This window comes from Acetanaerobacterium sp. MSJ-12 (assembly GCF_018917875.1).
Classification (GTDB): Bacteria; Bacillota; Clostridia; order Oscillospirales; family Ruminococcaceae; genus Bittarella; species Bittarella massiliensis.
The window spans coordinates 112,744-126,278 of the sequence record NZ_JAHLPK010000010.1; the positions used below are offsets into that span (position 1 = coordinate 112,744).

Here is a 13,535-nt window from a genome sequence, read left to right on the forward strand (position 1 = left end):
ATAAACACTATGAATATTTACGGATATGTACGGGTATCCAGCACAGACCAGAACGAGGATCACCAGATGGTCGCTCTGCGGGAAGTAGATGTACCCGAAAAGAATATTTTTATGGATAAGCAGTCTGGCAAGGACTTTGACCGTCCAAATTACAAAAAGCTGGTACGGAAACTGAAAGCCGGGGATCTGCTTTATATTCTCAGCATTGACCGCTTGGGGCGAAACTATGAAGAAATCCAGAAGCAATGGCGTGTACTGACCAAAGAAATCGGTATCGACATTTGCGTGCTGGATATGCCGCTGCTGGACACCCGCAACGGTAAAGACCTGATGGGAACTTTTATTGCAGACCTTGTACTGCAAATTCTGTCCTTTGTGGCACAAAGTGAGCGTGAGAATATCAAGAAGCGGCAAGCCGAAGGGATCGCTGCAGCGAAGGCAAAAGGCATCAAATTCGGCAGACCCGAAAAGGCTGTACCCGACGATTTTGGAAAAATCGTGAAAGCATGGGAGCAAAAGAAGCTGTCGCTGGCAGAGGTTTTGAAGCAATGCAATATGAGCGAAGCTACTTTTTACCGTAGATTGCGGGAATACAGACTACTGCAAGCCAAGAAAAAAGTGTGATTTAACGACTTGCGGCTATCAGAAGGTGTACCTTTTGACAAACCTCTCCCCAAAATACATAGTGAAACAGAGAGGTTATAATTTGTATTGAAGATCGAACAATTTTCAATAATTTCAGCGAAATTCTTGATTTATTCATACTTTTCGAGTATAATGTATAAGGGTTTTTATACGAATTTGCGGCTATCAGAAGGTACACCTTTTGATTATTGTTACAGACTATTATGCACCGCCATATCAATATTTCTTGCTCTTCAAAAGGAGGATAAGGATGAACAAAATAGTTTTAATATTCGGAGTTTTATTTATCGTGATTGCCGGTTGCTTAATTGGAACCAGTTTATCCCATTTAGAGGATGAAGATGTCATTGTGATGGATGAAAATGCAGAAACAGTTGAAATGGAACAGCCGTCCAACACAGAATTTTCTGAGGTTTCTACAGATGCTGTGGAAACCTCGGAAGACGATGCGATGTTTGTTGCCGTTGATGCTTTAAAATCACCCAATAATGAGATTCAGCAGTATATTTCTTCACAGGTACAAATTGACGAGACGCATATTCGCATGACTGCTGATAAAATGGGAGAGGTATATCTCTCCGGAAAAGCAGAATCCGTATCTGCTTTTCGTTACGGAAGATTTTCTTTTTGTATCAATACTATGAAAGGCGTAGGATTGTTTCCTGCAATTTGGATGTTGCCATCCAATACCAATACCGATTATCCGGAAGTAGATATTTATGAACTGATTGGGAATGAACCCAACATATTTTATGGAGTGCTACATTACATGGAGGAAAGTGAAAAATCAAGAGATTTTTTTAGACATACCTTTCCAGTTGATAAAATACCGGAAACATACCGTATTACATTTGAATGGACGCCGGAAGAAATGATCTGGTATCTGGAAGATGAAGTAGTCTATACGATTCGGGAGAATGTTCCAGATGAACCGATGTATTTTATTTTTAATCTTGCGGTAGGAGGAGATTGGCCGGGAAGTCCGGACGCTTATACTGAGTTCCCGGCGATGTTTGAGGTGAAAATTCTGGAGTTTGAGCCGCAGGAAATCTATTCGAGATAAGGAAAGAATGATACTATGCAGGTAAAAAGAACCGAGCAAAAATTTATATTAAACAGTCAGGAACGTGTTCTTGCACAAAAGAGCATTGGCGCAGTTATGCCGAAAGACCCCTACTGTGTTTCGGCGGACGGCTATGAGATCCGATCGCTTTATTTTGATACCTTTTCTGATCGAGCTTGCGCTGAAAAAGAAGAAGGCTTGCAAGAGCATGAAAAAATTCGGGCAAGGATTTACGGAACGAATGACCGTATCATAAAGTTGGAAAGCAAAAGGAAGAATGGAGAATTACAAACAAAAGACAGTATGTTGATCGATCGAAACACATTGGAAAATTTATGTGTCGGAAATTACAACGTCCTTTTGCAAAGTAATGATCCGCTGGCCATGTATTTTTACATAAAACTTTCTCAGGGGATGGCACCGAAAGTGATTATACAATACAAAAGAGTGTCCTACTGTGCTGCCGGTAATCATACGAGGATTACATTTGACACCGATATACGAGCCACTGAGAGCAATTTTGATTTGTTTCAAGAGAAACTGCTGACTTATCCAATTCTTTCGTCAGATCAGACGATTATGGAAGTAAAATATAATAACTTCCTTTTTGGATATATAAAAGAGGCGTTAGCCGGAGTAAAAAAATCCACCACATCTTTCAGTAAATATTCTAACGGAAGAATGTTTTATAAATACATGATATAGGGAGAGAGTAGAAATGAAGGAATTTATTATTGAAAATCTTTTGGCGGGAAGTACTGTGTCTTTTTTAGATGTTGCCATTAAGCTTTTTATGGCACTTGTTATTGGTGCCACTATCTACATAGCATACTATTTTACATCAAGCAAAGTTTCCTATAACAGCAATTTTAACCTTTCTCTGGTTGCCATGGCGATTATTACCACAGCGATTATGGCAGTTATTACGAATAATATTGCGTTATCTTTGGGTATGGTCGGTGCATTGTCAATCATTCGTTTTCGTACAGCTATCAAGGACCCACGTGATGCCATGTTCATCTTCTGGAGTATTATGGTGGGTATCTGCTGCGGAGTTGCACAGTATGTGATTGCGATTGCCAGCACGGCGGTTCTCTTTTTATTCTTTATTCTTGCAAAAAATGTCAAAGAGGAAAAAAGATATATTTTAATTATTCGCTGTGAAGTTGATGCAATGGAATATGTGAAATCGGTTACCTACCGCTATTTCAAAAACAGCCGAATCTCAGTTCAAAATACAACCAGTGAATATGCAGAATTTATCTATGAATTGAAACAATTTGAAAAGACCAAAACAGATGATTTTCTCAAAGAATTGTATGCTTGCAAAAAAATTGAGTGTGCAAACTTTGTTTTACAGGAAGATAAAGCAAGTGTATAAGGGAGCGATTCTGTTATGAGAAGAAAATGGCTTATGCTTGGTGTGGTACTCAGTTTATGTATGGTAGTTGCAATTCTACCCCGTTATCCAAAAGTACATACTTCCGTTGTTCATCAGCATCAGAGCTATCCTGCGGAAAACAAAGAAATTACCGGCTTTGATGAGAACGGTGTTTTGACCTCCCATCTGCCGCTGATCGTTTTGAAAGCGGACGGAAATGTTATCCCAGGTGCCGATATACCAACAGATCAGGAACTGTACTGTGAATTTTCTGTAATCGATAATGACAGTCATATAAACCGTTCAGCAGATACTCCAACTCAAACAGGAAAAATGGCAATCAATATTCGAGGAAATTCTTCTCGCTATTTTAGCAAAAAACAATATGCCATCAGAACGGTAGATGAGGCAGGACTGCCATTGAAAACAGCTTTTCTTGGTATGCCGGCAGAAACCACATGGGTGTTAAATGGAAGTAATATAGACTATTCCCAGATTCGTAACTACATGATGTATAATATTTCTTCTGAAATTATGGATTATGCGCCGCGATGTCGACTTTGCGAGGTGTTTCTGACAAATGCAGACGGCGAGTTGGAATATCAGGGGCTGTATACCATGATAGAAAAACCAAAGGTTTCGAAAGAACGATTGGACTTGACACCCTACAATCCGAAATATACGGAAACCTCTTTTGTTGTGCAGATGAATAGACGGATTGATGATGCAAGGATCGATCATCTGAAACCGGATGATGTTGATGTGTATTCTGCCAATTTGGAATATCCTGATGTGGAAAAGATTACGGATTCCTCATTGCAATATATACAAAAAGAGATACTCCAATTTGAAAAAACACTTTACGATGCGGAGTATTCCGATAATTGGGAAAAGGTGAATCAACGCACCGATTTGGACAGCTTTGTAGATTATTATATTATCAATGAATTTTTTCAGAATTATGATGCCGGAACACGCTCCACCTATCTCTATAAAAATTTAGGCGGTAAATTTTCTATAGGACCGGTGTGGGACTTCGATGCTGCGTTTAATAACTATACGGGAATGAATTTTACTCCTGATCTGATAGAAACAGGTGCTACATTTTACTATTTTTATCTTACTCATAATCCTGAATTTGTGAAACGATGCTGTGAACGCTATAAGGAGCTTCGCAAGACGGTTTTATCGGAAGAATATCTGCTTAAATATATAGACGAGAGCAGTATGTACTTAGGCAGCGCAGTGATTAGAAATTGTGATAAATGGTATGATGGAGATTATTCTCTCTATTATGGTGATATAGAAAAGATGCAAACATTCGTTATAGAAAGAGGCAAATGGATGGATGAGCATTTTAAAGAATATATAGCGATTGTAAGGTAAGCGAAGATGAAGAACATGAAAAAAGGATTTACAATCAGCGTCATGACAGCTGTTTTGTGTATTATTTGTATATGCTTGATATTTCATTGTTTTGATGGAAATAAATGTGAAAAAAATAATATATTCAGAACCAATCAGAAAAAAATAGAAATTCTGCAAGATGGAAGCTGGACGGATTTTGAGATAAAAGGCGTCAATATCGGAACCGGTTATCCGGGAGTGTTTCCAAATGAATTCGGTATCAGTGAGGAAACCTATGCTCGATGGTTCAACCTGATCGGGGAAATGAATGCCAATACGATCCGGGTTTATAAAATACAATCGCCATGGTTTTATAAAGCCTTTGCCCAATATAATGAAACTCATGAAAATAAAATTTATCTCGTTCAAGGTGTAGATTTTAGTGAGGATTTGATGTTTTCGGAAGAAAATTTGCTGAATCCGAAGCAGAAAAACAAAGTCTTTCAAGAAACCAAAAAGACAGTTGATGCATTACATGGGGAAAATATAACGTTTGATACAGACACAGGAAAAATGTATTACTATAGTAATGATGTTTCCGACTATGTATTAGGATATGTTTTAGGCGTGGAATGGGACGAAATGTTTGTAGATTATGTATGTCGTTTTAATGAAGGGATTGCGCCTTATCAAGGAACCTATATATCCAGTAGGCAGGAGGCAAATGCCTTCGAGATTTTCTTCTCTCAGTGGGGAGATTATCTTTTAAAATATGAAGATGAAACTTACGGAACCCAGAAACTTCTCTCCTTTGCCAACTGGCCGGAAACAGATCCACTGGTAAATGAGGTATCCCCCAAACTATCGGTTGCATCAGTTACAGAAAATACAGAAGCCTTTATTGACCTTGAAAATCTACAACTTTCCGATAAGGTGGAGAGTGGGATGTTCGCTTCTTATAATGTCTATCCCTACTTTCCTGCCAGCCTTCAGTATGGAAAATATACGGAGTATATTGATGACGAAGGTAATCGAAATCCCTATCGGAAATATCTGATGGAGCTTGTTGATCATCATTCCTGTCCGGTTATTATCACCGAATACGGAGTTCCTGCTTCCAGAAGCCCAGCATATAAAGATGTGTGGAGAAATTTATCGCAGGGTGGAAATAACGAAACCGAACAAGGTATTGCCTTGCTGAAGATGTATGAGGATATTCAGAAAGCGGGTTGCGCTGGAGGGATGGTATTCACATGGCAGGACGAATGGTTTAAGCGTTCATGGAATGAAAAAAATTTGTCCGATCCGGATGGCAGAGCAAGCTGGAGTAATGCACAGAGTATAGAGCAGTTTTACGGATTGCTTGCATTTGAGCCGGGAGATGGCAAGGTTGAAAACTATCCGGATGGAAAAATTTCAGAATGGTCGAAAGAAGATGTTGTATTAGAAAATAATGATACGAAACTCAGTATGAAATCGGATGAAAAATATATTTATTTTATGGTGCAGGGGTTATCTGATATTAAAAGTGGCAATTCTATTAATCTTGCACTGGATGTTCTGCCAAACGCAGGAACAACCTATACAGAAAACTTAGACTTTGCCATCCCGGTGGATTTTTTGATTCAAATCAATGCAGAAAAAGGCAGTAAGCTATTGGTTCATGACGATTCGGATTTGGCTGTTTATTCGATTGCAGTCAAAAACAAAAGTGCGGCAGTTGACGAAATTTATAAAAAAGCTGAGGAATTAATGCTGCCGTTGAAAAATAATACCGATACATTTCATGTTGCTTCCAGAGCAAGTGGCAGTGTAAATAACTTCCTTTTGAATGAAAAGCCTCTTGAAAAGGTTGGGATGTTAAAGCATGGGAACGCTAATCCGAACAGTGAGAATTATGATTCCAACGCAGATTACTGCATCAACGGTGATATCGTAGAGGTTAGAATCCCGTGGGCGCTTCTGAATTTTTATGACCCTTCTAAATGTATGGTAATTGATGATTATCACAAAAACGATTTTAATATCAAGGGTTTGAAAATCGAGGAGATTTATGCGGCTGTCTACTATGACAATCAGGAAAGCGTGACTGATTTCGGTACATATAAATTAAAAGGCTGGAAAACCCCGCAGTTTCATGAACGGTTAAAGGAATCATACTATCTGCTTCAAAAAGCGTTTGGAGGTGACTGATATGGTGATTCATAATTTTTATATGGTTATATTGTATACTCTATGTGGATATAGTTTACTTTGTTTATGTGTTAAATTGCTTTTGGATAGGAACAGAGAAAAAAAGGCAGAGAAAAAGAAAAAAATAATTTGTGATTTTTTCCTTTTTCGTTCCAAAAAAGAACCTGCAGAAGCATCCCTCATTATGAGGTTAGCACAGGACGATTTCCTGTTCGCTTATATCTGTGAATGTTACATAAAACTCAGTTCGCAATATACATTGCATAAACAACAAAAAATGTCAAAATATATGCAGTCTCTTATGGAATATAAAATTGACTCTCTGGTAAAAGAGGATGTGCAGACACGATGTTTGATTTTGAAATACCTATGTCAAATGGGAATTCATTCGGATACAATTAACCAATTCATCTATAAGTGCAGTCAGCAATCTAAGCTGGAACAGGCATGGGTAAAAGCAATTGGCCTAAGCGAAAATAAAGTTTCCGAAGAAGTTCCTGTAAAGGCTGTGTGTAAGGTGGGATAAAAAGATGATGCTGATTTATATGATACGTGTTTTATTTGTCTTGTTTTTTGTATATACAGTAATCTATCTTTTCCAAATGGGAATCAGTCTCTGTATCTCGATTTATCGCCTTGAAAAATATAAGAAAAATAAAACGCTTAATCGAGAACTATTTCCCACCGCATTTGCCAAACGGATTCCGGTTAGCGTTATTATTCCCGCATACAACGAGGCGGCTTGTATAACAGAAACAATCGAAGCTTTATTTGAGGAAGATTATCCGAATCTGGAAATTATTGTAGTAGATGATGGCTCAAATGATAACATGGAATCTCTTGTAGTAAAGAGATTCGGACTGATAAAAGAACCTGTTTTGTCTGAATTTGAATTGAAGGCAAAACCGATTCTTCGTCAATATCGAAAAGTATTTGATGAAAAAACGCTTATTTTTATACATAAGGAAAACGGTGGAAAATCAGATGCGCTTAACTGCGGACTAAATATTTGTCATAGCCCATACTGCGTTATGCTGGACGCTGATACAAAAGTTCAACGAGGCTCCATCCGCATAATGATGAGTTGCTTTTTGATGAATCCCAAAACCATTGTTTGTGCAGGTGCTGTTGGCAGTGAAAATTTGAAAAATTATCCAAAACTTACTTTTTTGAAGAAAGCACTGGTTGTTTTCCAAATATTAGAATATTATCGGACATTTTATATGCAAAGAATAATGTTCGATCATATCAATGCGAATATTATTGTCTCCGGTGCGTTTGCCATGTTTGATACTGATTTAGTGAAACGGGTTGGTGGCTACCAAGTAAATACAATTGGAGAGGACATGGAACTGACCATGCGTCTCCATGCGTTTTGTGCTTCACAGGGAAAAGAATATCACATCGCATATGCTCCGGAAGCAAAGTGCATGACGCAGCTGCCGTTTACATATAAAGACTACTATCATCAAAGGCGGCGTTGGCATATCGGGCTGCTGCAAAGTATGAAATTTCATAAATATATGCTTGGAAATAAAAATTATGGATGGGCTGGAATCACATCCGGTACATTTTTCATTTTGTATGAACTTCTTGCACCGTTTTTGGAGATCATTGGGGTGGCTACCTTAATCGCAGCCAATTTACTGGATATTTTGAATCTTCAATTCACCATACAGGCAACTATCCTATATACGTTGATTGTTATATGGATACAGGCAATTCTTGTAAGTGCTGTTAATCGGTATAAAGTGGAACCGATTAACGGCAAACAGCGATGGATTTTGTTTCTGATTTCTATATTTGAGATAGTATTTTTTCATCCGCTCAATATTGTAATAAAAATAATAGCGACAGCTATGAACTATTGGCACAGAAAAAGCTGGGAACATATTCAGCGTATTGAAACGAACCGGTAAAGACTTTTTGATTCTTTATCACATCCGCTCAGAGATTTCGAAGATAAGCTAAATAAAATAGCTATAAAAAATCCATCAGATTTCATTTTTCCTATTAGGATGAAGGCTTATGGATTATTTTATTTTTGGAGAATTTATGAGCTGTTTCATCGATTTTATAGATATAAATTTGTTGGAGAAATACACCTTGACAAATCTCGTCTCAAAAGCGGATTTTGGAAACCTACGCCAAGCAGAACGGCTTTACCAATCTGCGCTGGTACACCGACGACGGCTTCTCCGGCGCAAACTTCCAGCGCCCCGGTTTTCAAGCCATGCTTGCAGACATTGAAGCCGGGAAAGTGGGTACGGTCATCGTCAAGGACATGAGCCGGTTAGGGAGAAACTACTTGCAGGTGGGATTTTACACGGAAATGCTGTTCCCTCAAAAGGGAGTGCGGTTTATCGCTGTCAACGACAATGTGGACAGCGCAAACGGCGGCATGGACAACGATTTTACCCCTCTGCGAAATCTGTTCAACGAATGGCTGGTGAGAGATACGAGCAAGAAAATCAAGGCAGTAAAACGAGCAAAAGGCATGAGTGGCAAACCTGTTACCAGCAAGCCGGTATATGGCTACCTCATGGACGAGGACGAGAACTATCTCGTTGACGAGGAAACCTCGCCGGTTGTCCAGCAGATATACCAGCTTTGCCTTGCCGGGAATGGCCCGACCAAGATTGCCCGTATGCTTACGGAGCAGCAAATCCCCACGCCGGGGACGCTGGAATACCGCAGGACGGGCAGCACACGCCGCTACCACCCCGGCTATGAGTGCAAGTGGGCGACGAACACCGTCGTTCATATCCTCGAAAACCGGGAGTACACCGGCTGTCTGGTAAACTTTAAGACGGAGAAGCCCTCTTACAAGGTCAAGCACAGTGTAGAGAACCCCGTGGAGAAGCAGGCCATTTTCCCCGACCACCATGAGCCGATTATCGACACGGAAACATGGGAGCGCGTGCAGGAGTTACGCAAGCAGCGCAAACGCCCGAACCGCTATGATGAAGTGGGGCTGTTCTCCGGTATGCTGTTCTGCGCCGACTGCGGCCATGTGATGTACCAGCAGCGGTATCAGAACAAAACCCGCAAGCAGGACTGTTACATCTGCGGCAGCTACAAGAAGCGCACCCGCGACTGTACGGCACACTTTATCCGCACAGACCTGTTGACCGCTGGCGTCCTCTCCAATCTCCGACAAGTGACGGAATACGCCGCCAAGCATGAGAGCCGCTTTGTGAAGCTGCTTATCCAGCAGAACGAGATCGGCGGCAAGAGAAAGACCGCCGCAGCCACCAAGCAGCTTGAACAGGCGCAGGAGCGTATTGCCGAAGTGAGCCGCATTATCAAGCGGCTGTATGAGGACAATGTGAACGGCAAAATCAGCGACGAGCGTTTCATGGAACTGTCGGCAGACTATGAGCAGGAACAGCGGGAACTGAAAGACCGCGCCGCCGCTTTACAGGAGGAACTTTCCAAGTCGCAGGCCGCCACCGTCAACGCGGAAAAGTTTATGGGGATTGTCCGAAAGCACCTTGCCTTTGAGGAACTTACCCCCACCCTCTTGCGGGAAATGATTGAGAAAATCGTCGTGCATGAGTGCAGCTATGACGAGAACGGCACCCGCAGGCAGGACATTGAGATTTATTACAGCTTTGTCGGCAAGATTGACTTGCCCGAAGCCTAACGCCCGACCTATCCGACACAATGGCCAAGTGCCGGATAGGAACGGCAAAATTTTTTACACTTCTATTACTTCTTTATCGCACATAAGCAAATCTTTGGGGGTTATCAGACCTTTTTGTGTCATGGTTGCTCACCTTACATCATTTAAAATGGCAGCGGAAGTGCAGAAGTAGAATCGTCTATCACAATATGTTATGAATTTACCAGTTTTTTACTGTTTTTTCAACCCTAAACGATAAGATTTGATATAGTATTATTTAAAAAGAGATTTCAAAACTCGTTCTGAATATAAGTCCATACGATGGTCCCCCAACATCAGAAGCCTGAATAATATAAATTACATCACCAAGAACAAATTCTGTATTTCACTTGAGTTATAATAAAAAGGCCATCGACAAAAGTCGATAGCCTTTTTATATGGTTATGGTGCGCCCGACAGGAGTCGAACCTGCGGCCTTTGGAGTCGGAGTCCAACGCTCTATCCAGCTGAGCTACGGACGCACATCAATGCGACGTGAATTATTATAACACAAAGTTTTCGCTTTGCAAAGCCCATACAAAACTTTTTTTAAAATGTTTGGCAGATTGCTTTCTTGTGGCCCCCGCCCAAAGGGGGTATACTGGTAGCAGCACACCAGAACACGCCCGCCGGGCGCACAAGGGGGAATCACCAAATGAACGAACACCGCAAAAAAGTTATCCTCGATGTCGACACGGGCACCGACGACGCCCTGGCCATCCTCATGGCCCTCACCGACCCGGGATTAGAGGTCATCGGCATCACCGTCACCCAGGGCAACCAGCCCCTGGAAAACTGCGTCGACAACACCCTGCGGGTGGTCGATTTGCTGGGGGCCGACGTGCCGGTCTACGCCGGCTGCTCGGCGCCCATGGTCCGCTCCCTCTCCAAGGGGCGGATGGCCCAAAACCCCGAAAACGTCGTCTCCGCCGAGGTGGACGGCAAACCGGTCATCCTCCACCCGCCCCACCTCGACCTACCCGCCCCCCACTCCAAGCCGCAGCAGATGCACGCCTGCTCCTACCTGGTCGAGACCCTCCGCCGCAGCGAGGAGAAGGTGACCATCATCCCCGTGGGCCCGCCCACCAACGTGGGGATGACCTTTCGCATGGCCCCCGACCTAAAGGACCACGTCGAAGAGGTGGTCTTCATGGGCGGCGCGGTGGACCGGGGCAACATCACCCCCGTGGGCGAGGCGAACTTTGTCCACGACCCCGAGGCGGCCAAAATCGTCCTCGACAGCGGCGTCAACTGCCGGGTGATCACCCTCAACGCCACCCACAGCGCAGAGATGACCCGGGCCGACGCCGACAAGATCCTCGCCTTGGGCACCCCCGCCGCCAAGTTTGTCGGCGAGCTGATGAAGGGCCGCATCCTGGTGGGGGAGACCCTGGGTTGGACGGAAAAGGGCGAAAAGGCTGGAGACGCCCTCCACGACGCCCTGGCTGTGGCCGCCGTCATCGACCCCAGTGTCATCACCGACCTGCGCCGGCAGAAGTGCGACATGGACATTGCCGGCGGCGCCGCCGACGGCCAGCTGGTGGTGGAACACCGCAACGAAAACGACGAGTCGGTCAACACCTGGGTCGCCTACCGGGCCGATAAACCCAAGTTCTTCGAGATGCTCTACCGGCATGTCGAGGCGGCGGGCCGCCTGTAAATAGGGAAGGAGGATCTCTGTGAAATCTCGCTTTTTGCACACCAACCTGAACGTCACCGATTTGGAGCGCAGCATCGCCTTCTATGAAAAGGCCCTCGGCCTGCGCGAGGAAAAGCGCAAAGAGGCCGCCGACGGCAGCTTCACCCTGGCCTTTCTCGGCGACGGCGAAACCGATTATCAGTTGGAACTCACCTGCCTGAAAGACCATCCCCAGCCCTATGAGCTGGGGGAGAACGAAAGTCACATCGCCTTTCGGGTCGCCGACCGGGCCGCCGCCCACGCCCTCCACCAGGAGATGGGCTGCATCTGCTTTGAAAACGAGGCCATGGGCCTCTACTTCATCGAAGACCCTGACGGCTACTGGCTCGAAATCCTCGACTAGACTTGTCCCCAAGAGAGAAGGGGGGGGATCATCCCCGCCCCCTCTTTTTTTTGTGTATTTACAGCTCTAGCGAGAAGGACTGCCCCCGCCGCTCGATGCGGACCACCCGATCCCGGTACTCTGCCGCCCGGGGGTCGCGCTCCAGCCAGTCAAACACCCGGCCGTCGTCCCCAAAGTGCATGGGCAGCACCCGCTCTACCTCGACACGGCGCAGGAAGTAGTCCATCCCGAGGAGATAGGCCGGCTGTTCCAGCCGCGGGTCCAGGGGCAGAAAGGCCAGGTCGATTTGCTCGCCCGCCAAACTGTCGATCTCCTTCTTATATAAAAGGGCCATTTCACGGTTGTCCTCTTCCGGCTCTCCCTCCCAGTGCCACCAGTTCAGGTCGCCGCCGTGGTAGAGGGTCAACCCCTCGGTCTTGATGAGAAAGGCCACCCCCAAGTCGGTGGAGTGTAGCGCCCGCAGGGTGAAGTCGCCAAAGTCCCGCTCCTCTCCCGGGGCGATGGCCGCGGCGATCCCCGGCCGGTGGGGAATGTCACTTGAAAGGACGTAGCGCACCCCGGGAATGGCTCCCCGCCAGCCAAAAATCACCCGGTTAAAGTGGTCAAAGTGCCCGTGGGAGACCAGTACCACCGTCTCTTTCCCCAGCGCTGCGATCTCCCGCGGATTGATGACCCCGTGGCGCAGCCCCCCTGAGGGCGGGTCATCCAGGTAGTAGTCAAAGATAAACAGGTGTTTTTCGGTCTCCAGGGCAAAGCCGCTGTTGTAGAGATAGTGCACCGTCGCCTGCATGGCTCTCGGCCTCCTTTGACGGCAAAAGCTTGCCGTCCATTTTTTTATAATAGGATTCCCGTTTGCCTATTAGCATACCACCCCATAAGAGCCAAGGCAATGAAAATACAAACTGTATTCCAGTGAGGGACAAGCCGGGCGTTCTACCAGGTAAAAAATACCTAAAGTATAGGAAAAGGGGAGTTCATCAAAAAAGTGATTTTTCTTTTCAAAAAAAGCGAAATAATCTATTGACAGCAGGAGGCGGTCATGGTATTATACAAAAGCTGTCCGCGAGGGAAGCGCACGGGAGTGCGGTTTTCGAGGAGCAGGCCCCGGATTTCGAACCGAGAGGGGAGAAAAAAGGGGTTGACAAAAAGAAGGCAGCGAGATATAATAAAAGGCACGGCGAGATGCCGAACGGACCTTGA

General features: G+C 44.4%; 11 protein-coding genes, 1 tRNA gene and 1 pseudogene. 11 read left to right on the plus strand and 2 right to left on the minus strand.

Features of this window, described 5'->3' with window-relative positions; genetic code table 11:
* Positions 1 to 9 precede the first annotated feature (9 nt).
* The 9 genes and pseudogenes from KQI11_RS11415 to KQI11_RS11455 all read left to right on the plus strand — a co-directional run.
* Positions 10 to 624, plus strand: coding sequence for a recombinase family protein (locus KQI11_RS11415; RefSeq protein WP_216402204.1), 615 nt, complete (start codon positions 10 to 12; stop codon positions 622 to 624).
* 271 nt (positions 625 to 895) lie between these two features.
* Positions 896 to 1,708, plus strand: a complete 813-nt coding sequence (locus KQI11_RS11420) for a glycoside hydrolase family 16 protein (protein WP_216402205.1) — start codon at positions 896 to 898, stop codon at positions 1,706 to 1,708.
* A 15-nt stretch (positions 1,709 to 1,723) separates the two neighbouring features.
* Positions 1,724 to 2,413 carry a polyphosphate polymerase domain-containing protein gene (locus KQI11_RS11425; protein WP_216402206.1) on the plus strand — a complete coding sequence of 230 codons (690 nt, stop codon included), beginning with the start codon at positions 1,724 to 1,726 and terminating at the stop codon, positions 2,411 to 2,413.
* 13 nt (positions 2,414 to 2,426) lie between these two features.
* Positions 2,427 to 3,089: a DUF4956 domain-containing protein gene (locus tag KQI11_RS11430; protein ID WP_216402207.1), complete on the plus strand. Its 663-nt coding sequence runs from the start codon at positions 2,427 to 2,429 to the stop codon at positions 3,087 to 3,089.
* 15 nt (positions 3,090 to 3,104) lie between these two features.
* On the plus strand, positions 3,105 to 4,475 hold the full coding sequence (locus KQI11_RS11435; RefSeq protein WP_216402208.1) for a CotH kinase family protein: 1,371 nt from the start codon (positions 3,105 to 3,107) through the stop codon (positions 4,473 to 4,475).
* A 6-nt stretch (positions 4,476 to 4,481) separates the two neighbouring features.
* A complete protein-coding gene (locus KQI11_RS11440) occupies positions 4,482 to 6,629 on the plus strand; it encodes a hypothetical protein (protein ID WP_216402209.1) in 2,148 nt (715 codons plus the stop codon).
* A gap of 1 nt (position 6,630) precedes the next feature.
* Complete coding sequence (locus KQI11_RS11445) at positions 6,631 to 7,155, plus strand: hypothetical protein (RefSeq protein ID WP_216402210.1); 525 nt, start codon at positions 6,631 to 6,633, stop codon at positions 7,153 to 7,155.
* 4 nt (positions 7,156 to 7,159) lie between these two features.
* On the plus strand, positions 7,160 to 8,548 hold the full coding sequence (locus KQI11_RS11450) for a glycosyltransferase family 2 protein (protein WP_216402211.1): 1,389 nt from the start codon (positions 7,160 to 7,162) through the stop codon (positions 8,546 to 8,548).
* 194 nt (positions 8,549 to 8,742) lie between these two features.
* A pseudogene (locus tag KQI11_RS11455) lies at positions 8,743 to 10,275 on the plus strand (recombinase family protein); the annotation flags it as partial.
* 423 nt (positions 10,276 to 10,698) lie between these two features.
* On the opposite strand, the gene KQI11_RS11460 reads toward KQI11_RS11455, so the two are convergent.
* A tRNA-Arg gene (locus KQI11_RS11460) sits at positions 10,699 to 10,775 on the minus strand.
* Between the two features lie 173 nt (positions 10,776 to 10,948).
* Here KQI11_RS11460 and KQI11_RS11465 point away from each other — a divergent pair.
* Entirely contained in the window at positions 10,949 to 11,953 is a 1,005-nt protein-coding gene (locus KQI11_RS11465; protein ID WP_216402212.1) for a nucleoside hydrolase, read from the plus strand.
* A gap of 19 nt (positions 11,954 to 11,972) precedes the next feature.
* A complete protein-coding gene (locus KQI11_RS11470; RefSeq protein ID WP_207644000.1) occupies positions 11,973 to 12,335 on the plus strand; it encodes a VOC family protein in 363 nt (120 codons plus the stop codon).
* Positions 12,336 to 12,393: 58 nt separating this feature from the next.
* On the opposite strand, the gene KQI11_RS11475 is transcribed toward KQI11_RS11470, so the two are convergent.
* Positions 12,394 to 13,125 (minus strand): MBL fold metallo-hydrolase, encoded by a 732-nt coding sequence (locus KQI11_RS11475; RefSeq protein WP_216402213.1) that lies wholly within the window; start codon positions 13,123 to 13,125, stop codon positions 12,394 to 12,396.
* Positions 13,126 to 13,535 lie beyond the last annotated feature (410 nt).

Excerpts from the sequence above, each read along its gene's own strand:
- KQI11_RS11450 (WP_216402211.1), top strand. The coding sequence starts at position 7,160 with ATGATGCTGATTTATATGATACGTGTTTTATTTGTCTTGTTTTTTGTA.
- KQI11_RS11420 (WP_216402205.1), top strand. The coding sequence starts at position 896 with ATGAACAAAATAGTTTTAATATTCGGAGTTTTATTTATCGTGATTGCC.
- KQI11_RS11415 (WP_216402204.1), top strand. The coding sequence starts at position 10 with ATGAATATTTACGGATATGTACGGGTATCCAGCACAGACCAGAACGAG.
- KQI11_RS11440 (WP_216402209.1), top strand. The coding sequence starts at position 4,482 with ATGAAGAACATGAAAAAAGGATTTACAATCAGCGTCATGACAGCTGTT.
- KQI11_RS11425 (WP_216402206.1), top strand. The coding sequence starts at position 1,724 with ATGCAGGTAAAAAGAACCGAGCAAAAATTTATATTAAACAGTCAGGAA.
- KQI11_RS11465 (WP_216402212.1), top strand. The coding sequence starts at position 10,949 with ATGAACGAACACCGCAAAAAAGTTATCCTCGATGTCGACACGGGCACC.
- KQI11_RS11435 (WP_216402208.1), top strand. The coding sequence starts at position 3,105 with ATGAGAAGAAAATGGCTTATGCTTGGTGTGGTACTCAGTTTATGTATG.
- KQI11_RS11475 (WP_216402213.1), bottom strand. The coding sequence starts at position 13,125 with ATGCAGGCGACGGTGCACTATCTCTACAACAGCGGCTTTGCCCTGGAG.
- KQI11_RS11445 (WP_216402210.1), top strand. The coding sequence starts at position 6,631 with ATGGTGATTCATAATTTTTATATGGTTATATTGTATACTCTATGTGGA.
- KQI11_RS11430 (WP_216402207.1), top strand. The coding sequence starts at position 2,427 with ATGAAGGAATTTATTATTGAAAATCTTTTGGCGGGAAGTACTGTGTCT.